This window comes from Pseudomonas sp. Leaf48 (genome assembly GCF_001421885.1).
Lineage (GTDB): Bacteria > Pseudomonadota > Gammaproteobacteria > Pseudomonadales > Pseudomonadaceae > Aquipseudomonas.
The window spans coordinates 62591-83309 of record NZ_LMLH01000005.1 but is presented as its reverse complement, the minus strand read 5'-3'; the positions used below and the strand labels follow the sequence as shown (position 1 = coordinate 83309).

Genomic DNA, 20719 nt, shown 5'->3' with positions numbered 1-20719 from the left:
TCGTTGACGACCTTCGCGAGCAAGCTCGCTCCTACAGGGAATCGGCACAAGCCAATAGCAGCCCGGTTCATCAGGCGACCACTGCGGCCACCTGCGAGTGAATCCGGTACTGGGACAGCAGCCGCATCACATAACCAACTTTCAACAAGGTCGGGCCGAGAATGGTCAAGGCATGCATCGATACCAACACAAGGATCGACAGCGTGCCGGCATAGAGATAGGCGCCATAAATTCCGCCGAGCAACATCACCAGACCGACTGCCAGCACCTGGCTGGACAGGCGCAGAACGTTATGAGGGTTGCTGAAAAAATGGAACATTTTTCGATACTCCTGAAGTCGTTCAGTTAGTACCTTGCTGTTTCATGTTCCGTGCCAAAATTCTACCCCTGCAATATCAATGACCTGGACCAAACGCAGTCATTTAGACCAAATTGGAAAGCAGTCATTTACACCCGAAATAGAGTCATTTTGACAAACCAACCTCCCCTTTCCAATGAACACACCCTAAAAGCAAACCAATATCATTTGCGTCACCGATGGCATTTTGGTTTAATCGCGATCAATTCTTATTTGTACAAGGGCGCGTATCGCCCATGGACCTGCATTGCCCATGACGGCTGTCGACTCCTCCTGCGTCCAGACGCTCTACACCAGCCATCACCGCTGGCTGCAGGAGCTGCTGCGGCGTCGCCTGAACAACGCGTTCGATGCCGCCGACCTGGCCCATGACACTTTCATCCGGGTCCTCAAGCGCCCTCAGGTTTTCCAGGGCGAAACCCACGAACGCTCCTACCTGGCGACTATCGCCCGGGGCCTGTGCATCGATCACTGGCGGCGTCGACAGCTGGAACAGGCATGGCTGGAGACTCTGGCTGCGCAGCCACAAGCCGTGCAGCCGTCGCCGGAGCAACGGGCGATCATCGTCGAAACCCTCTACGAGGTGGACGCCATGTTGCAACGTCTGCCCCAGCGGGTATGCGATGCGTTCATCCTCGCCCAGGTGCATGGCCTGCCCTACCGCGCCATCGCCGATGAAATCGGTGTGTGCGAACGCATGGTGAAAAGATACCTGGCCCAGGCACTGATGCATTGCGCGATGCTCGAAGCAGAACTTGATGGCCTGCTGATCCAATGACCCAGGCCTGCGCAAACGCAATCAGTCATGCCAGCCTCGAACAGGCGGCGCAGTGGTACGTGCAACTCAACGATCTGCAGGTCGACGAGCAGCAGCGTCGGCACTGGCAAGCCTGGCTGGCGCAAAGCGGTGAACATCAGGCTGCCTGGCACTATGTCGAGCGGGTTGGCCAACGCTTCGCCGCCTTGCAGCAAGAGCATCCCCATGCAGCCAGCCATGTGCTGCGCAACACCGAACGCACGGCCATCAGCCGCCGCCAGGCCGTCAAGAGCCTGCTGGTGCTGGTTTCAGGTGGTTTGCTTGGATGGAGCGCCTGCAAGCAAAGCGCGCTGCCGCTTGCCTTGGCGCGCTGGACCGCCGACCTCGCCACCGGCACGGGCGAAACCCGCGAAGCCCGGCTCAGCGATGGCAGCCGGATCTGGCTCAACGCACTGAGTGCGGTGAATGTACGCTTCGACGCCAGCCAGCGCCTGCTGCTGTTGCAGGCCGGCGAAGTACTGGTCGATACCGCCAAAGACCCCGATCGTCCATTGCGGGTACAAACCGCCCAGGGCTGGATGCGCGCGCTGGGCACCCGTTTCAGCGTGCGCCAGGACAACCTGCAAACGTTGCTGAACGTTTACGAAGGCGCCGTCGAAGTCCGCACGCGCGAGGGTCAGGTCCGGGTGGTCGAAGCCGCAAGCCAATTGCTCTTCAGTGACAACCACAGCCCTGTCCCGACTACCGCCACGGCAACCCGCGAAGCCTGGCGCCGGGGCCTGTTGCTGGCGGACAACATGCCCCTTGGCCAACTGATCGAAGAGCTGAGCCGCTACCGTCCGGGGCACTTGGGGTGCGATCCGGCGGTCGCCAGCTTGCCGGTCATGGGCTCGTTCCCGCTCAGGGACACCGACCAGGCGTTGCGCCTGCTGGAGGCAGCCTTGCCGGTGCGGGTGATAAAGACCCTGGATTGGTGGGTCAGCGTCGGCCCGAAAGCCTGAAGATTTTTTGTTACGCCGGTTCCCTTTCGGGTTTTTCGCTCGGTTAACCCTCAAGGCCCCTCGTTTGTCGATCGATCCACTTCCCGGGAACTCCATGCCGCGCTTCACCCTTGCCCGCTACCGCTTTGCCTTGCGCCCGCTGGTGCTGGCCCTCGCGGCTGTCCTGGCGGGCCTGGCAGCGCCACTGAGCCATGCGGACAACCCGACCGGCAGTGAACAGTCCTCCAGCGAGAAGCGTCATTACGATATCGCCGCCGGCTCCCTGATCAGCGCCCTCAACCGCTTTGCCGAACAGGCCGGTATCTTTCTCGCCGGTCACAACGACATCGCGGCCGGCAAACTCAGCTCCGGCCTGAACGGTGACTACAGCGCACAACAAGCGCTGCAACGACTCCTGCACGGCAGCGGCCTGCAGGCGCTGCCCCAGGGTCATGGCGGCTACGTGCTGCACACCGCGGCGGCCGCGCCAGGAGCCCTGGAGCTGGGCGCCACGAACATCTCCGCGCAGCCGCCAGGGGGGATCAGCGAAGACAGCGGCTCATACACCATAGGCTCGACCTCTTCGGCCACCGGGCTGCCATTGTCCCTGCGCGAAACGCCACAATCGGTCTCGGTCATCACCCGTCAGCTCATGGACGACCAGGGCTCCAGCAACATTGCCGACGCCCTGCGCCGGGTGCCCGGGATCAGCGTGCAAAACTACGACAGCGAACGCTGGGAGTTTTCCAGTCGCGGCCTGCCGATCAGCAACTTTCAATACGACGGAGTCAACACCGACTACGACGGCGTGTACGACTACGGCACCAGCAGCACCGATCTGGCGCCTTACGATCGCGTCGAGATCATCAAGGGCGCGACCGGCCTGATGACCGGTGCGGGCGATCCGTCGGCGACGGTCAATCTGATCCGCAAGCGACCCACCAAAGTCTTCAAGGCCTCGCTCAGCGGCGCGGCCGGTTCCTGGGACAGCTATCGCGGCGAGGGCGATATTTCCGGCCCGTTGACGGCGGACGGCGCAGTGCGCGGCCGGTTTGTCGGCGCCTGGCAGGACCGCAGTGCCTACATCGACCATTACCAGAACACCCGGGACATCGCCTACGGCATAGTCGAAGCCGCTCTCACGCCTGACACACTGTTGACCTTGGGCATCGACCAGCAGGACAGCCGCTCCCGCGGCGCCAGCTGGACCGGTTTCCCGATGTACAACAGCGACGGTTCGCGTACCCGTTTCTCCCGTTCCTTCAACCCGGCCACCGACTGGAGCCGCCGCGATTTCAGTAACCAGACGCTCTTCGCATCGGTAGCGCAGCAACTGGCCAGCGACTGGTCCCTCAAGATCAGTTACGACCGCAAGCACCGCCGTCACGATACCTTCCTCGCCTCCGCCAGTGGCGGTAATCCGGACCCGGTCAGTGGTGACGGCATGTTCATGTACATGGGCAAGTTCGAGGGCGATCAGGTGCAGAACAACATTGATGTCAACCTCAGCGGTCCGTTCACCTGGCTCGGCCGCGGGCACGAATTGATCGCCGGTTTCATGTCGATGGACGCCCGCCAGGACAACCCGGTGTACGGCTCGGTCTATCCGCCCGTGGACGGCAGCATCAACGACTGGCAAGGCGAGTACCCGAAACCGCAGATTCCCCAGGTGGGCGACGACGAAATCGTCCAGCGCCAGAGCGGCGCCTACCTGGCCACCCGGCTCAAGCCGGGCGACGATCTGGCGCTGATCTTCGGTGCACGCGTCAGTGACTTCAAGGGGCACGACGACCTGGACTACCACGACCCGAACAGCGCCGACGTGCGTGACAGCTATCACCAGACCGGGGTGGTCACGCCCTACGCCGGGCTGGTCTACGACCTCGACGACACCTGGTCGGTGTACAGCAGCTACACCAGCATCTACCAGCCGCAGATGAGCAAGGACGCCGATCGCCAGTTGCTCGATCCGGTGCAAGGCAAGAGTTATGAGGCGGGAATCCTCGCCGGATACTTCGGCGGACGCCTGAACGCGCGGTTCGCCCTGTACCGGATCGAGCAGGACAACATCGCCCAGTACGTCAGCGGCGTCGATAGCGACTCGGTGTACCGCGCGACCCAGGGCGCCACCACCAAGGGTTTTGAGCTCGAACTGGCCGGTGAAATCCGCGACGGCTGGAGTCTGTCCGCCGGCTACACCTACAACCACACCCGCGATGCCAAGGGGGATCATGTCTACGCCTCGATCCTGCAAACCACGGCACCGGAACAGGTCATACGCCTGTTCAGCGCTTACCGGCTGCCCGGGACGTGGAACAAGCTCACGGTCGGTACGGGAGTGAACTGGCAGAGTGAATTCCTTGGCCAGGTGTTCCAGCCCAATCCTGACGACAGCGTCGATTTCGGCCAGTCCTCGACCATCACCCAGCCGGACTACGCCCTGATCGATGTGATGGCGCGCTATCGATTCAACGAGCACCTGAGCACCACGCTGAACGTGAAGAACCTCTTCGACAAAACCTACTACACCGGGCTCGGCAACTTCGGCACCGGTTTCTATGGCGAGCCCCGCTCGTTGCAACTGAGCACCCGCTGGGATTTCTGAGCGCGGGTCGATCTACGGTACTGCCGAACGCGCTGTGGCTGGCTACGCTTTAAATCCTGCCTGCATAACCTGCCGAGGAGTGCCTGCCATGCAACGCGTCCAAAAACTCACGCCCTGCCTGTGGTTCGATAATGAGGCCGAAGAAGCCGCGAAATTCTACTGCTCGATCTTCGATCACTCGAAAATCACCGCAACCACCCACTACAGCGAGGCCGGTTTCGAGTTCCACGGCAGGCCTGCGGGCTCGGTGATGACCGTCAGTTTCGAACTCGACGGACAGAGTTTCACCGGTCTCAACGGCGGGCCGCAGTTCAAGTTCAGCGAAGCGACCTCGTTTCAGGTCAACTGCCAGACCCAGGACGAAGTCGACCATTTCTGGGGCAACCTGTCCACCGGCGGCCCTGTCGAAGCCCAGCAATGCGGCTGGCTCAAGGACAAGTTCGGGTTGTCCTGGCAGATCGTTCCGATCGTATTGATGGACATGATGAAAGACCCCGACACGAAGAAATCGCAACGGGCCATGGAAGCCATGCTGCAAATGAAAAAACTCGATATCGCGGCGTTGCAGCGAGCCTTTGACGGCGAGAGCTAATACACTCGGGTGCTGAACTGCCGAGGACCGACCATGAAGCATGCCGCTGCCAAAGACGCCAACAAGGCCCCGCGTTTCTGGCGCGATGACGCCCTGCCCTTCATCGAAGCCCGCTCCATCGCCGACGGGCGCGAGGTCTGCTACACCCGGCATGCCCACGAGCATTTTTCCATCGGTGCCATTACCGCCGGGCGCAGCACCTACCTCCATGAGCAGTCGGCATTCGAAGTCAGCGTCGGCACCGTGGTGCTGATGAACCCTGGCGATGTCCACGCCTGCAACCCCATCGACGACCAGCCCTGGTCGTACCTGATGCTGTATGTCGACACGCCCTGGCTTACCGATTTGCAGCATCAACTGGGCTTCAGCAACGATTCGGCATTTCGCCGCTTCTCGGCCACCCACACAGAGGACGCCAGCCTGTTTGCCGGTCTCCAGGATCTGTACGAGGTGCTGGTCGATCCGCTGCAGGAGGTGCTGCGCAAACACAGCGTGACAGTGGAGTTTTTCACCGAGGTGCAACTACGCCTCAACCCCGCCGATCACCCCCAGCGCGAGCCCAACTTCAAACTCGAACGCGCCGCCGACTACATCCGCGAGCACTGCACGCAAATGCTCAAGCTCGAAGACATCTGCGCAGCGGCGCAACTGTCGCCGTCCTACCTGATCCGCGCCTTCAAGCAGCACTACGGCATGACGCCCCATGCCTTCCTGGTCAATCGGCGCATCCAGTTCGCCCGGGAGCAGTTGCGCAATGGCAAGCTGATTGCCGATGTGGCCCTGGAAGCGGGGTTTGCGGATCAGGCGCATTTTCAGCGGGCGTTTAAACAGCATTTGGCGGCTACGCCGGGGCAGTATCGGGGGTGAAGGAGTGTTAAAGCCTCAAGCCATCTACCACTCCATTGATTTCCTTGAGAGAGTTCTAATCGCGCATGCACTCAGCAGCCCCCTGAAAGCTAAGCATCGCTTGCGATAGCCACCCGTCTGTTATGTGTCCCCCATGATAACGAACTTTAAACCACTCTCCATTATTAGCCGAGTCAAGTATTGAGACCCTATCACCCTTGACAATATATGCTTTCGTAACATCTGCTGCTGACGGGGAGTTTGATAGGTAAGCTCGACTAGCATCCACACAAGCATTAGCAGATATATTAGTACCAAGGAATTTTATCGAAAACTCTTCTTTTCCTTGTCGGTTGAAGTTCGTGACCTTTTCCAGATCGGAGTTTATCGGCTCTCTGGTCTGATTTCGATGGAGCTCACCCTGCTCAATCATGTAGGTTTCAATTACTGAAAATGGCCCATCGCGTTTGACACTTGTCAACTCCCCACGATCATTAATATAGGGAGATCCAAACAGCTCTTCATACTCAGAAAAAACAACTGCACCATCTTTCTTTGACGCGATGAATAGTGCGTAAATATTGTTAGCGCCGCTCTCAAACAACTTTACAAACACGTCATTTATATGATTTTTGTTAACATCCATTAAAATAACTTCTTTACCGCCACCGCCCTCTATCACACCAGCTTTTAGAACACGCCATTCTACCTCCCCAAATCGATACAAATATTTATCGCCAACCAATTTTATGTAAATTCTATTGTTTTCAAACAGTTCAGCTTCAAACGTTTTAGAATATTCTTCCGCCTGCGATGCGTATGGAACTACTGCCTGCAAAAGCAGCACCAGCGAGAACAAACAAACTTTACCTCTTAAATATTTCATCGCTCTCACCAAAATAACGCTTCCATATACCAGACCCTACCGTGCTATCCCTTAGTGAGCTTTCGGAAAGCTTGTATTTTCTATAATGTCCTCCTCCGTGTACCGGGCAACTTGAAACTTTTAGCTTATCAATCAGTGCCAAAGCATATTCCTCCCGTTCATATGCATGATTAAACCCGCCATTCACACCAATAATTACTTTAATTAAGTCGTTATTTTTCGAGTACTTGCTCAGATCTCCCCAAGCGGATCCTTTCCTCCAAAACCAGCCGGCAGAGCCAGTAATAAATCGCACATTACTAGCAACAGCCTCCACAGAAGTAGCAATGGAAACTTGCTCACTGCTAAAATAGGCGTGATAATTATCTATATGCGTCAGTTGTATCAAGCCCCTCCCATGGTAGTCGCTACCACCCCTATAACTGTTCCAGTGAACGGGTATTGAGTTGTCTCGGTTTTTATATTCCGTAGTTGTATTAAATGCATCACTCTCAACTGCAAGATTTGACAAAAATAACGCTTTATCCAGACAGGTATCAATCCTATATCTATCCATCGCCTGATTTAGTGCAATTAAAAAGGATTCCGCCTCAATATTTTTAACCTCCGGAAAACTGGATTTCTGAAAAAGACCATTGATTATTTGCTGCTCAGAAATCACAACTCGCATTTCATCCAGCGTAATATCTCTTTTGCAAGCACAAGAACGCTGTGTAAAAGCACCAATGAGCCCTATCGGATGAAAGTGATACGGCCTCCCCCACGAAGGCAACCCGACTTTCTCCGCCACCTCACTCCACCAACTGATCTGCTCGATCCGCTGCTTCTCCGCCTGCCAATTCCAGTGCGGCGTCGAGCCGCTGTGGCCGAGCAACTCATCCAGCGCATCCCACTTCTGCGTCTGGTGAAACCACTCGCTTTCCTTGCGCAAGACCATCTGGGAAATGGATTGCGCCAACGCCGGGAGTTGCAGAGCCGCCTGTACCTCCTCGGCAGTGATCTTGTCGTCGCCGTTGCGGTCGAGAATCGCGTTCAGGCGGCTTTTCATCGGCCCTTGATTACTTTTCTCGGCCAAGGGGCGAAAGCGCTCGCGTTGTCCTTCGTTAAAACGGCCGACAGCACTGAAAAACGACGCCATTTCATGTCGCGGCGTGCTGTAGTCGAAAATCACCTCATAGCCTTCCCACGACCACGGGCTGACCCATGGGGTGGCGTCGACCTCTTCGCACACCCAGCCGTCGAGCAAGTTGTGGTCCGCATCGTGCAGCAGCCCGTCCAGGCGATACCAGTTGCGAGCCTTGCGGTAATCGGTCGCTGGCACGTGGATTTTTCCCTCCGCAGGCAGGCCGTCCAGAAGGCTCTTGGGGACTAACAGGTCGGCGGCGCTGCGTGGGCTGGCATCACTCGCCGCCTGCAGGCGCGCGGCCGTGACCCATTCTTCATGAGGCACCACCGGTGTGCCCTTGACCAGCTTCAGCCAGGTGCGCTCTTTCGCGGGCAAGCGCTTTGCCCAGTCCCGACTGGCGTCGAGAAACAAGTCGACGTCATCGCCGGTGAACACTTCCAGGTGGAGTTTTTCCTCCGGTCGATCCGCGCCCATGCTCTGATACTCGCCGATGTGGCCGATCGAGGCGCCGGCCTGGATCGGCACCGGCTGGTCGAGCACCACGACGCGGTCGGTGGCCAGCGGAGCGAACTCGCTTTGCAGTGAGGCAAAATGCACATACTGGTTGACGCGTTCCAGCTTGCGAAAATCGCCCTCACCACTGACCGTGACGACCGAGCCGGTCGGCAACTCAAGAAGAACCTTACTCGTCAGGCTCGGCCCGGCGCGAACATTCACCGCCGGTTCCGACGAGGTGATGCGGTACTCGTTGTCCCTGACGGGTCGCAGCAGCTTGACGGCGATGTAACCAGCCAGCGCCCCGTCGGCGGTGATCAGGACGGCCGGACCGAGGCGATTTTCCAGTTTGCGATAGGCCCCCGAGCCACTAACGGTCACCAGCGCACCGCGCGGCAGAAGGTCAATGATCTTGCCCTGGGTAGGCTGGTGACGCACGTTCAGGCCGCGCTGTTCCAGCGGACCGGGGCGAACATCTTTGGCGGTTTGTGGTACCCGCAGGGTCGGACTCGCGGGCCAGAATCCCGGGCGCTCAATGGCATCATTTTGTTCGTACTTCGCCCAATCCTGCAGGTGCATGTACAGGCTGTAGAAGGTCAGGCTGGGCGGTATGTCCGCGCTGCCAATGATCCTGGGCGGCTGCAGGCGATGGCGCACCAGGACGAAGTTGCGCGAGAACGGCTTGTCGATGGTCAGCTCGCCGATGAAGTAGCGCGTGGTCGGCGCGTGCGTGTCGATGCGGTACGCCACCACTTCGCCGTCGGCCAGGCATCGGACGCTGGATTGATCAAGGGTGCCGGCGGTGCCTGCGTCGAAATGGATGCCGCCGTGGAACAGGCCACTGCGACCGATCGGGTAGTAGCCGCCGGCGGCCTTGGCCAAGTGGGTCAGCTGCATCAGTGGGTTCAAGTTGCTCTTGAACGGATGGCACCAGTTTTTCAGTGGGGCCGGGCTCGCGGGCTGCGCGATGAGCCGGGTAACAGGTGTCGGCAGAATCGGTGCGCGGGGGGGCCGCAGGCGTTACAGGCGGGGGCGGTTCGTGTAAGCCAAACAGTCGGGCAAGCAAACTGGCCATGTTGTATGTCGCTCCTTGTCGTGCAAACTTGGCGGGATTGCGCAGGAACGAACTTCGGTCGACCTTTCCAGCGATGTTGGGCATCAGATACTGCTCCCACAGCACCCGGTTCTCCGCCGGTCAAGGGGGATGCCCTAAAGCTGAAAGCCACCCTCGTTCAAGCGCTTGCAAGTTTTAACGAGGGTGAAAAACACGGATATAGGCTATTTCCGATAAGTGCGTAGGGCGTTTCTGGGTGCTAGCTGAGCCCCCCGCTTCAGTGCATCTATGGCAATACCAAATAAACCGCACTCACCGCCAACAACCCCGCCATCACCCGATTGAACAGGCGCATCCCGGCGGGATTGTTCAGGTACCCGCGCAAAAACGTCCCGACATAGGCCCAGCAGCCGATGGACAGGTAACAGATCACCAGATACACCGCCGCAAACTGCCACACCAGCCGCGCCTCGCCATCGGCGACGAACGCGCCCATGCCGGCCACGCAGGCCAGCCAGGCTTTGGGGTTGAGCCATTGCATGATGGCGCCGTACAGCATCGACGGCGCTTGCGTCGACTCCTTCGTCTGCAACTGCCCGTTGTCGGCCGCCAGCTTGAAGGCCATGTACAACAGAAAGGCCACGCCCGCCCATTGCACCCACAGGGTCAGCGCCGGCCATAACTGCAAAAGCTCATGCAAGCCCAGGCCCATCAGTACCAGCAGCAAGACAAACCCCAAGGTCGCACCGGCCACATGCCGCTGACTGGCCCTGAAACCAAATCGCGCACCGGAACTCAACGCGACAATGTTCACAGGCCCCGGGGTAATTGACGCGGCCAGCGCAAACGCGGCCATGGAGATCATCAGACTCATTGCACACCTTCTTTCTTCGAGTTGAACCAGGCTCTCAAGGTAAACAGCCGCTTGGCGCAGGTATTGAAGAAAAATGCCCTGTCAGGCGTACAGGCTGACCACCCTCCTGACTTTCAGCAGCGCATCGCGCAAGTCATCCATGCCCACGGACCCCAGCGCCAACCGTAGCGCGTGGGGAACGTGGTCCGAGATCGCGAAGGGCTCGGCGGTTGATACGCATACCTGCTCGCGCATCAGGGCCACGGCGATCTGATCCGCCCGCGCCTCTTCCGGCAGCGGCAACCAGGTGAAATAGGAACACGGATGGCTGATGGTGTTCAGGCCCGTCAACACTTCCCGGGCCAAGGCCTGGCGGGCTTGCGCGTCGGCGCGTTTTTGCGCCTCCAGGCGGATCACGGTGCCGTCATCGATCCATCCGCAGGCGATGGCCGTCAGCACGCCGGGGGTGTTCCAGGTGGTCGCGCGAATCGTGCGCTCCAGGGCCGCGACCCAATGTTCAGGCGCTGCAATGAAGCCGACCCGCAAACCGGTGGCGACATTTTTTGACAGGCCGGACACGTAGACCGTGCGCTCGGGCGCCAGCTCGGCCAGGGGTGGTGGTGGATTTTCCGCGAGAAAAGCATAGGCGCCGTCTTCAATGAGAATCAGATCGTGCCGGCGCGCAATCGACACCAGCCGCTCACGCTGCCCGGCGGGCATCACCCAGCCCAATGGGTTGTGCAGCGTCGGCATGCTGTAGACAGCGCGTACCGCACGACTGCGGCACAACATCTCGAGCGCCTCCAGGTCAGGCCCATCCGCAGTGACCGGAATCGGCACCATTTCCAGGTGCAGCGCTTCGGCGAGCACCTTGAATCCCGAGTAGGTCAAGGCATCGGCAGCGATCACATCGCCGGGCCGTAGCAGCGCCATCATCGTCACGGTCAACCCATGCTGGGCGCCGCTGACGATCAACATCTGCGAGGCCTGCACGGTCAGGCCGCGGCTGCCAAGGTGACGCGCGAAAGCGGCCCGCTCATGCTGGCGCCCCGCATGGGGCTGGTAGCGCAACAAGGCTTCAAGGTCGCCGGACAGCGCGAGCTGTCGCAAGGCGCCGCGCAACAGATCGGCCTGACCCGGCAGCGATGGATAGTTGAAGTTGAGGTCGATCATTCCGGCCACGACCTCGGGTTGATCTATCCCGTGCTGGGGCGGCAAGGAGGTCTCCCTGACGAAAGTCCCGCGCCCGGTTTCGCCACTGACCAGCCCCATGGCCTCCAGCTCGGCATAGACCCGGCTTGCCGTGACCAGCGCCAGTCCCTCGGCGGCCGCCAGTTCGCGGTGAGTCGGCAAGCGTGTGCCGGGCAGCAGCCGCCCTGAGCGGATGTCGCCAGCCAAGGCATCAACCAGAGATTTGTATCGAGCGCGCGGCATGGGATGTATCCATGACAATTTTTTGATTGTACCGATAATCAGCCATAGGATGGCTTTAGTGCAACCACAACAATGAGCGTGAGCCACATGGAACAGACTTCAAACCTGCAAAACCACACGCGGCAGAACACTAGCAGCGGCTGGATCAATGGCCTGATCGGCGTGGTGATCTTCAGCGGCTCGCTGCCGGCGACTCGTGTGGCGGTGCTGGAGTTCGACCCGGTGTTCCTCACCGTCGCGCGCGCGACCATCGCTGCCGTTCTCGCGCTCTGCCTGTTATTGCTGTTCAAGGAAAAACGCCCCGGCCGGCATCAGCTACTACCCCTGGCGATTGTCGCCCTGGGCGTGGTGATCGGCTTTCCCCTGCTGACTGCGCTGGCGCTGCAGTACGTCACCTCCGCCCACTCCATCGTGTTCGTTGGCCTGCTGCCTTTGGCGACCGCAGTATTCGCCGTGTTGCGCGGCGGCGAGCGACCGCGCCCGGCGTTCTGGATCTTCTCGGTGCTGGGCAGTTCGCTGGTGGCTGGGTTTGCCCTGTCCCAGGGGCTGACCGCCTCGCCCCAGGGCGACATCCTGATGCTGCTGGCGATCCTGGCCTGCGGCCTGGGTTATGCCGAGGGGGCGAAGCTGTCCAGGACGCTCGGCGGCTGGCAGGTCATCTGCTGGGCGCTGGTGCTGGCGTTGCCGCTCATGGTCGCACTCACCTGGTGGCGGATGCCCGCGACCTTCGCCAACATCAGCACCCCGGCCTGGTTCAGCCTGGCTTATGTGTCACTGTTCAGCATGCTGATCGGATTCGTGTTCTGGTACCGCGGGCTGGCGCAAGGCGGCATCGCCGCCGTCGGGCAGCTGCAACTGCTGCAGCCGTTTTTCGGCCTGACCCTGGCCGCGACGATGCTGCACGAACAGGTCAGCATTGGCATGCTCGGGGTCACCGTGGCCGTGATCCTGTGCGTGATCGGGGCGAAAAAGTTCGCTCGCTAGTACTGGTACGCTACCTGAGTCCATCACTGTACGGGTCAGGTCAACCGGCAGCTGTGTAAAAATATGGCTCCAGCTGCCGGAGCCGATCATGGACCTCACCACCCTCACCCTCTTTCTCCCGGCCTGCTTCGCCCTGAACATGGCGCCAGGCCCGAACAACCTGCTGTCGGTCAGCAACTCGACCCGCTATGGCTACCGCACCGCTTGCCTTGCCGGTATGGGTCGCTTGCTGGCGTTCGCCTTGATGATTGCACTTGCCTCGGCGGGGCTGGCGGTGGTGCTGCAAACCTCGGAATTGCTGTTCTACGGGATCAAGATTCTCGGTGCGGCGTACCTGTTCTACCTCGCCTGGCAATTGTGGCGCGCTGACCCCGGCGCAGAAAAACTGGTGACCACTGCGCCGGTGGGAATGCTGGCGCTGACCCGACAAGAGTTTCTGGTGGCGGCCGGCAACCCGAAAGCCATCCTGATTTTTACCGCATTCCTGCCACAATTCGTCGACTCGACCCGGGCCATCGCACCACAATTTGCGCTGCTGGGCGCACTGTTCCTGATCCTAGAATGGATCGCCATTGGTCTGTACGCTTACATGGGCTTGCACATGCGCCGCTGGTTTGCCAAACCGTCGGGCAAGCGGATGTTCAATCGCTGCTGCGCCGGGTTGTTGTCGGCGGCGGCTTCGGTGTTGCTGCTCGCCCGTCGGGCCTGAAATTTATCCCACCTATGAAGCCAGGTTGAACGATCGCGCAGTTGCCAGCAATTCCCTGTCGATTTTCCGGTGGAGGCTGGCCATGACGCGTTCTATGCTGCCTCCATGAACCTACAAAACACGTTACTGCCGCCCCGCGCCGAGATGGTTCGGGCCATGCTCGAACGAGACACCGCCTACGAGGGGGTGTTCTTTACTGCGGTCAAGACCACCGGGATCTTCTGCCGCCCGGGCTGCACGGCACGCTCGCCGAAGCCGGACAACGTCGAGTTCTTCGCCCATGCCGACGAGTGCCTTTCGGCGGGCTACCGCGCCTGCCTGCGCTGCAAACCGCTGGACGCTGCGGCCATTGCCCCGCACTGGGTGCAGAAACTGCTCAAGGCGGTAGACGCCGACCCCGAGCAGCGCTGGACCGATGCCCAGTTGCAAGCCGAAGGCATCGAACCACTGAAACTGCGGCGCTGGTTCAAGCAGCATTTCGGCATGACCTTTCACGCCTGGCTGCGCACCCGACGCCTGGGCATAGCGCTGGGCGGGATCAAACAGGGCGACTCGATCGACAGCGCGGCATTTGATTCGGGTTACGAATCCCTGAGCGGTTTTCGCGATGCGTTTCAAAAATCCTTTCACATCACCCCGGGCCGCGCTGCCCACAGCGAAGCCTTGCTGTTCACCCGCCTGACTACCCCTTTGGGCCCGATGATCGCAATGGCCGAGCGCCGCGGCCTGGTATTGCTGGAGTTTCTCGATCGGCCAGCACTGACGCGGGAAGTCGAAGAGCTGCAGAACCGCTATAGCTATGCCGTGGCGCCAGGACACAACCAGCACTTGCAGCAGATCGAAGAACAGCTTGCCGGGTATTTCGCTGGCCAACTCAAGCAATTCAGCGTTGCCTTGCACCTGCCCGGCAGCGAATTCTCTCGCCAGGTCTGGGCCGAGCTGGGGAAAATCCCCTATGGCCACACCACTACCTATGGCGCCATAGCCGCCACGCTGGGCAAACCCGGCGCCAGTCGTGCGGTGGGTCTGGCCAATGGGCACAACCGGCTTTCGATAGTCGTACCTTGCCATCGGGTAATCGGTGCCGACGGCTCGCTGACCGGTTACGGTGGTGGCCAGCCGCGCAAGGCGTTTTTGCTCAGGCTGGAAAACGCGACGGTGCAGATGACCCGGCAGTTGGCGTTTTGACGCTTGGGCTCAAGAAGGAATCGATGAGCAGGCCAGCCCCTTATTTGCCCGCCAGTGACTTTCTGGCCTCCCTCGACGATGACTGGCGCCGCCACATCGACGCTATCGGCCCGTGCCTCCATCAACCCCACCCGGCTCGCGATCCCTATGAATCGCTGGTACGGGCGATTGCCTATCAGCAACTGCATGCCAAGGCTGGCGATGCGATAGTCGGCCGGCTGCTGGCGCTGTTCCCCCAGCACGGGTTTCCACGACCAGAGGAGATTGTCGCCACGGACTTCGATCGCCTGCGCAGCTGCGGGTTTTCCGCGAGCAAGATCGCGACCATTCAGGGCATTGCCCAGGCGACGCTGGACGGCGTGGTACCGGATTACGCCACGGCGCAGGTCATGGACGATGAAGCGCTGATCGAGCGCTTGATCACCTTGCGCGGTGTCGGCCGCTGGACAGTGGAGATGCTTCTGATCTACAGCCTGGAGCGTCCGGACATTTTACCGGCCGATGACTTTGGCGTACGTGAGGGGTATCGACGGCTCAAGGGCCTGGAGTTGCAGCCGACACGCAAGCAAATGACCGAGATCGGCGCGGCTTGGAGCCCGTATCGGACGGTGGCCGCCTGGTATCTGTGGCGGGTGCCAGGCCGGTAGACCGCGTTATCGTTCTTCGCCAGCAAGCCGGCTCCCACAGTGGATAGGTGCCGGCCATGAGTTTTGTGCTCACTGAAGATCAAATTGTGGGAGCTAGCCTGCTGGCGATGAGGCCGGCACATACAACATCACGGGTGACTGACACTCCGCCATCGCTGGCAGGCCAGCTCCCACAGGTTTAGCGGTATACATATATTCTGTATACCACTCGAACACGGTGGGAGCTGACTTGCCAGCGATGAGGCCCGCCCATTCACCCTGCATGCAACTGCCCATCACACTCAAACAGTTCAACACGAACACCTCGGCTTGAGCCGCTGAGAATACTTATCAAGTATTTTCGCAGCGCAGTTCCCCTTTGCATTTTTCGTTCGGTTAACCAGCAGAAGCACTTCAACTACCGATCGATTCGATGCAAAGGGATCTCCATGTCGCACCACCTCGCCGTCCGTTTTCGTTTTGCCTTGTGCCCGCTGGCACTCGCCCTGCCCGCCGCGCTGCTGAGCCTGGCAACTGCCGCTCACGCTGCTGACAGCGGCGCCGATAAAAAGATCGCCAAGGACGACGGTGTGCTGCAACTGGGTGCTACCACCATCTCCGCCCAAGGCCTGGGCGCGACCACCGAAGGCACCCATTCCTACACCACCGGCTCGACATCGTCGGCCACCGGCCTGCCGTTGTCACTGCGCGAAACACCGCAATCGGTCACCGTCATTACCCGTCAGCAAATGGATGACCAAGGCGTACAGAGCATCAGCGACGCGCTGCGCAATGCCCCCGGTGTCTCGATGCAGAAATACGACAGCGACCGCACCGAGTTTTCCGCCCGTGGGTTTGCCATCACCAACTTCCAGTACGACGGCATCAACATCCCCTATGACGGCGTCTACGGGGAGAACCCCAACAATGGCGACGACGCCGCCAGCCTCGATCGCATCGAAATCATCAAAGGCGCGACGGGCTTGTTGACCGGATCGGGCGATCCGTCGGCCACCGTCAACCTGATCCGCAAGAAACCGACCAAGGAATTCAAGGCGTCGATCAGCGGCACCGTCGGGTCCTGGGACGCCTACCGCAGCGTCGGCGACATTTCCGGATCGCTGAACGAGTCCGGCAGCGTGCGTGGGCGCTTCGTCGGTGCCTACTCGGACAAGAACTCCTACATGGATCATTACAGCCAGAAAAAAGACCTGTACTACGGCATCCTCGAAGCCGACCTGACACCCGACACCCTGCTGACGTTCGGCATCGACAAGTCGAGTACGACCCCACGAGGCTCGTCCTGGACGGGCAACGCGGTGTATTTCACTGACGGCGGCCGCACCGACTTCCCCCGTCACTTCAACCCGGGCGCCGACTGGAGCCGTCGCGACTACGATGACATCACCTATTTCGCGTCCCTGGAACAGGCGCTGGCCAACGACTGGAAGTTCAAGGTCAGCCTCGACCAGAAAACCACCGATCACGATACCCGCCTGGCTTCAGCCAGCGGGGGCAGCCCGGACCGTGCCACGGGCGAAGGCATGTTTCTTTACTGGGGCCGCTGGGAAGGTCATCGCGTGCAGAACACCGCAGACGTCAACGTCTGCGGCCCGTTCACCCTGGGCGGTCGCGAACATGAATTGCTCGCAGGTTTCATGGCGTCCCACTCGCGCCAGACCGGCGACACCTACGACACCAGTGCAACCGGCGAGGTCCCCGGGAGCATTTATGACTGGAACGGCAATCTGCCGGAACAGGAATTCCCGAAAAACGGCAAATACGAACGCACCCAGAGCCAGAACGGCATTTACCTGGCCACCCGCCTGCACCCGACCGACGATCTGTCGTTCATCCTCGGCGGCCGCCTGAGTACGTTCAAGTACAACGAGGATTACACCTACCGTCCGGACGCCGGCCTGAGCGACACCAATGCGAGCTACAAGGAACACGGAGTCGTGACGCCTTATGCCGGTGTGGTCTATGACCTGGACGACACCTACTCGGTCTACGCCAGCTACACCAATATCTACCAGCCCCAAATCTACAAGGACGCCAGCGGCAAAACCCTGAACCCGGTGGAAGGCGACAGCTACGAGGCCGGCCTGAAAGCGGCGTACCTGGAAGGCAAAGTGATCGCCAGCCTGGCCTTCTTCCGCATCGAACAGGACAACGTCGCCCAATACCTCACCACCGATGGCACCGGCCAAGACGTCTACAAAGCGATTTCCGGCGCAACCACCCAGGGTGTGGAACTGGAACTGGCCGGCGAAGTGGCCGATGGCTGGAACCTGTCCGCCGGCTATACCTACGCCCGCACCCGTGACCAGGACGAGCAGCGCATCTATGGTTTCCCGCTGGCGACCACCAAGCCGGAACACGTCGTGCGCACCTTCACCACCTACCGCCTGCCTGGCGCGCTGGAGAAGGTCACCGTCGGTGGCGGTGTCAGCTGGCAGAGTGCTTTCTACGGTCAGAGTTACAGCCCGGTCGAAGGCGCCACCTCACTCAAGCAAGGCGGCTACACCCTCGTCGACCTGATGACGCGCTACGAGTTTGACGACCACCTGAGCTTCACCGTCAATGCCAACAACGTCTTTGACAAGAAGTACCTCAATGGCCTGGGCAACTTCGGCACCACCTACTACGGCGAGCCGCGCAACGTGTCGCTGACCACCAAGTGGGATTTCTAAGCTGAACCCAGCCCTTAAGCCCAACATCGCAACGCCTGCCCACCCCCTGTAGGAGCGAGCACGCTCGCGATGAACGTCAACGATAACGCGGGGTGTCAGACAACCCGAGGTGTTCTTGCGTTCTTCGCGAGCATGCTCGCTCCTACAGATGAAATGCGTTTTCAATGTGGAAGCGAGCCTGCTCGCGAATGCGAATTATGCGGCGGCAGGTATACCGCTGTGGAAGCGGAACTCGACATCCGGCGTCTCGATCAGCTCCTGCTCGGCGGCGCGCACCCTGTCAATCACCTGGGCGATATCCTTGGCGTCACCATACTGGTAAGCCAGTTTCAGGTAACCCTGGAAATGCCGGGCCTCACTCTTGAGCAAACCGAAGTAGAACTTGCCCAGTTCTTCGTCCAGATGCGGTACCAGCGCCTCGAAACGCTCGCAACTGCGGGCTTCGATAAACGCACCGACCACCAAAGTATCCACCAGTTTCACCGGCTCATGGCTGCGCACCACCTTGCGTAGCCCCGAGGCGTAGCGCCCGGCGGACAGCTGGCGCAGCTCGATCTTGCGCCGCTTCATCAGGCGCATGACCTGCTCGTGATGCACCAGCTCTTCCCGGGCCAGGCGTGACATCATATTGATCAGGTCAACGTGGGAGTGATACTTGGCAATCAGGCTCAATGCAGTGCTGGCGGCCTTGAATTCGCAGTTCTTGTGGTCGATCAGCAGTGTTTCCTGGTCAGCCAGCGCGGCCTGAATCCAGCCGTCAGGGGTGCGACAGCCAAGGAATTCGTGAATTTCGGGAAGGATCATGGGGCCCACGGATAAGAGGTTGAAACGAAAGGCGTCGATTATACCGGCCAACCGACAGACCACCAGTCGCCAACCGTTGATATGCATCAAGTCGCTCAATGGCGGGCAGCAACTATAGTTGTGCAACGCCGTGCTTTTTCATTTTCAGGAGATAGTGATCATGCAAGCCATTCGCAGCATTCTGGTGGTCATCGAACCCGAGCACCCGGAGAGTCTGGCGCTCAAACGGGCCAAAGTGATCGCCGGTGTCACCCAGGCGCACCTGCACCTGCTGGTATGCGACCGCAGGCATGACCACGCCACCATGCTGGGCGCGCTCAAGGCCACGCTGCTGGAGGACGGTTACAGCGCCACCACGGAACAGGCCTGGAACGAAAGCCAGCACGAAACCATTGTGCAAGTGCAGCAAGCCGAAGGCTGCGGCCTGGTGGTCAAGCAACACTTCCCGGACAGTCCGTTGAAAAAAGCCCTGCTGACGCCAGAGGACTGGAAACTGCTGCGCTCCTGTCCAACCCCGGTACTGCTGGTGAAAACCGCCGATTCCTGGAAGGACCGGGTGATTCTGGCGGCGGTCGACGTCGGCAATACCGATCTTGAGCACCGGCATCTGCACAACACCATCATCGATCACGGCTACGACATTGCCAGCCTGGCCAGAGCCCATTTGCACGTGATCAGCGCCCATCCGTCGCCGATGCTGTCCTCGGCCGACCCGACCTTCCAGCTCAGCGAAACCATTCAGGCGCGCTACCGCGAGCAGTGCAAAGCGTTTCAGGCGGAATTCGACATCGACGAAGATCGCCTGCATATCGAGGAAGGCCCGGCGGATGTGCTGATTCCATTCATGGCGCACAAGCTGAAAGCGGCGGTGACGGTGATCGGCACCGTGGCACGCACCGGGCTGTCAGGGGCGTTGATCGGCAATACCGCGGAAGTGGTGCTTGATAAGCTGGAAAGCGATGTGCTGGTGCTCAAGCCGGCGGAAGTGGCGGATCACCTTGAGGAGTTGGCCGACAAGCATTGAATGTCTGGCATCAGGTCGATCGTTATCGCCGGCAAGCCGGCTCCTGCAGAAGTTAGCGGTTTTGTGTAGGAGCCGGCTTGCCGGCGATGCTTTTCAATCTCCCAAGGCGTCCTTGAGAAACCCCGGCGCGATGTACCGCTGGTAGTGTGCTTCGGACAGCAGGAAAAATTCCCGATCAATGGCATCGCGCAGTTCCGGCAGGTTCCAGTCGCGAAATTCCGGCAGCAATACCATGCCGTAGGCTTCCAGATTATTGATCACCCGCGCGCCCCGGGCGATCAACTGGTACGCCCAGCAATATTCCGACTGATGGGGCACGAAGCGAATCTTGCGCTGTTCCAGCTGCATCCTGAGCTGCGCCGGATCGAAAATCTCCACCTTGGCGGCCATCACCTGGGACAGCAACTGCTCCAGACGCAGCCAGACCGCGCGTTTTTCATCCTCGTTGTAGCCGTTCCAGTGAATCACTTCATGGTGGAAACGCTTGCAGCCACGACACACCAGATCTCCGTAAACAGTGGAGCAGAGGCCGACGCAGGGGGTCTTGATGGTCTGGTTGGGCATAGGTAGGCAAAAAACGCGCAAAAGCAAAACAGGTCGGCATATTAGCCCTTTGTCTAAGATGAATCACCCCTGAAAATTAAGGCTCGCAACTTACCTTTAATATTTTTTTGCCGTAGAATCAGCCAGCCTTTTTAGGCGCCA

18 protein-coding genes are annotated in these 20719 nt (G+C 59.8%); 11 read left to right on the top strand and 7 right to left on the bottom strand.

Going from position 1 to position 20719, the window contains the following annotated elements:
• Positions 1 to 70: 70 nt before the first annotated feature.
• Positions 71 to 319, bottom strand: coding sequence for a hypothetical protein (locus ASE98_RS06065; RefSeq protein WP_060540480.1), 249 nt, complete (start codon positions 317 to 319; stop codon positions 71 to 73).
• 292 nt (positions 320 to 611) lie between these two features.
• Between ASE98_RS06065 and ASE98_RS06060 the strand changes: the two genes are divergently transcribed.
• From ASE98_RS06060 to ASE98_RS06040, 5 genes are all read left to right on the top strand, one after another.
• Positions 612 to 1136, top strand: coding sequence for a sigma-70 family RNA polymerase sigma factor (locus ASE98_RS06060; protein ID WP_060540479.1), 525 nt, complete (start codon positions 612 to 614; stop codon positions 1134 to 1136).
• Positions 1133 to 2116 carry a FecR domain-containing protein gene (locus tag ASE98_RS06055; RefSeq protein WP_060540478.1) on the top strand — a complete coding sequence of 328 codons (984 nt, stop codon included), beginning with the start codon at positions 1133 to 1135 and terminating at the stop codon, positions 2114 to 2116. The genes ASE98_RS06060 and ASE98_RS06055 overlap by 4 nt, the downstream gene beginning before the upstream one ends.
• A gap of 94 nt (positions 2117 to 2210) precedes the next feature.
• Positions 2211 to 4700, top strand: a complete 2490-nt coding sequence (locus ASE98_RS06050; protein ID WP_060540477.1) for a TonB-dependent siderophore receptor — start codon at positions 2211 to 2213, stop codon at positions 4698 to 4700.
• Between the two features lie 88 nt (positions 4701 to 4788).
• Positions 4789 to 5292 carry a VOC family protein gene (locus tag ASE98_RS06045; RefSeq protein WP_060540476.1) on the top strand — a complete coding sequence of 168 codons (504 nt, stop codon included), beginning with the start codon at positions 4789 to 4791 and terminating at the stop codon, positions 5290 to 5292.
• Positions 5293 to 5325: 33 nt separating this feature from the next.
• A complete protein-coding gene (locus ASE98_RS06040; protein WP_060540475.1) occupies positions 5326 to 6159 on the top strand; it encodes an AraC family transcriptional regulator in 834 nt (277 codons plus the stop codon).
• Positions 6160 to 6214: 55 nt separating this feature from the next.
• On the opposite strand, the gene ASE98_RS06035 is transcribed toward ASE98_RS06040, so the two are convergent.
• The 4 genes from ASE98_RS06035 to ASE98_RS06020 all read right to left on the bottom strand — a co-directional run bounded on the left by ASE98_RS06035 (position 6215) and on the right by ASE98_RS06020 (position 11986).
• Complete coding sequence (locus tag ASE98_RS06035) at positions 6215 to 7024, bottom strand: SH3 domain-containing protein (RefSeq protein WP_156465475.1); 810 nt, start codon at positions 7022 to 7024, stop codon at positions 6215 to 6217.
• Positions 7005 to 9542 (bottom strand): hypothetical protein, encoded by a 2538-nt coding sequence (locus ASE98_RS26895; protein WP_060540473.1) that lies wholly within the window; start codon positions 9540 to 9542, stop codon positions 7005 to 7007. Before ASE98_RS26895 ends, ASE98_RS06035 begins: the two co-directional genes overlap by 20 nt.
• 443 nt (positions 9543 to 9985) lie before the next feature.
• Positions 9986 to 10573, bottom strand: coding sequence for a LysE family translocator (locus ASE98_RS06025; RefSeq protein ID WP_060540472.1), 588 nt, complete (start codon positions 10571 to 10573; stop codon positions 9986 to 9988).
• Positions 10574 to 10654: 81 nt separating this feature from the next.
• Positions 10655 to 11986 (bottom strand): aminotransferase-like domain-containing protein, encoded by a 1332-nt coding sequence (locus ASE98_RS06020; RefSeq protein ID WP_060540471.1) that lies wholly within the window; start codon positions 11984 to 11986, stop codon positions 10655 to 10657.
• A gap of 87 nt (positions 11987 to 12073) precedes the next feature.
• Here ASE98_RS06020 and ASE98_RS06015 point away from each other — a divergent pair, with 87 nt between their 5' ends.
• The 5 genes from ASE98_RS06015 (at position 12074) to ASE98_RS05995 (ending at position 18186) form a co-directional block, all read left to right on the top strand.
• Positions 12074 to 12970: a DMT family transporter gene (locus ASE98_RS06015; RefSeq protein WP_060540470.1), complete on the top strand. Its 897-nt coding sequence runs from the start codon at positions 12074 to 12076 to the stop codon at positions 12968 to 12970.
• A gap of 88 nt (positions 12971 to 13058) precedes the next feature.
• Positions 13059 to 13679 (top strand): LysE family translocator, encoded by a 621-nt coding sequence (locus tag ASE98_RS06010; RefSeq protein ID WP_060540469.1) that lies wholly within the window; start codon positions 13059 to 13061, stop codon positions 13677 to 13679.
• Between the two features lie 105 nt (positions 13680 to 13784).
• Positions 13785 to 14867, top strand: a complete 1083-nt coding sequence (locus ASE98_RS06005; protein WP_060540468.1) for a bifunctional transcriptional activator/DNA repair enzyme AdaA — start codon at positions 13785 to 13787, stop codon at positions 14865 to 14867.
• 23 nt (positions 14868 to 14890) lie between these two features.
• Positions 14891 to 15514: a DNA-3-methyladenine glycosylase family protein gene (locus ASE98_RS06000; RefSeq protein WP_060540467.1), complete on the top strand. Its 624-nt coding sequence runs from the start codon at positions 14891 to 14893 to the stop codon at positions 15512 to 15514.
• A gap of 428 nt (positions 15515 to 15942) precedes the next feature.
• The gene (locus tag ASE98_RS05995; protein WP_060540466.1) at positions 15943 to 18186 is read left to right on the top strand and encodes a TonB-dependent siderophore receptor; all 2244 of its coding nucleotides are present in this window, start codon (positions 15943 to 15945) and stop codon (positions 18184 to 18186) included.
• A 195-nt stretch (positions 18187 to 18381) separates the two neighbouring features.
• On the opposite strand, the gene ASE98_RS05990 is transcribed toward ASE98_RS05995, so the two are convergent.
• A complete protein-coding gene (locus ASE98_RS05990) occupies positions 18382 to 18990 on the bottom strand; it encodes a tRNA-(ms[2]io[6]A)-hydroxylase (RefSeq protein WP_060540548.1) in 609 nt (202 codons plus the stop codon).
• Positions 18991 to 19150: 160 nt separating this feature from the next.
• On the opposite strand from ASE98_RS05990, the gene ASE98_RS05985 reads away from it, so the two are divergent.
• Positions 19151 to 20014, top strand: coding sequence for a universal stress protein (locus ASE98_RS05985; protein ID WP_060540465.1), 864 nt, complete (start codon positions 19151 to 19153; stop codon positions 20012 to 20014).
• A 93-nt stretch (positions 20015 to 20107) separates the two neighbouring features.
• Here the strand turns inward: ASE98_RS05985 and ASE98_RS05980 are convergent, their stop codons facing one another.
• Positions 20108 to 20578 carry a DUF1289 domain-containing protein gene (locus ASE98_RS05980; RefSeq protein WP_060540464.1) on the bottom strand — a complete coding sequence of 157 codons (471 nt, stop codon included), beginning with the start codon at positions 20576 to 20578 and terminating at the stop codon, positions 20108 to 20110.
• Positions 20579 to 20719: the final 141 nt, after the last annotated feature.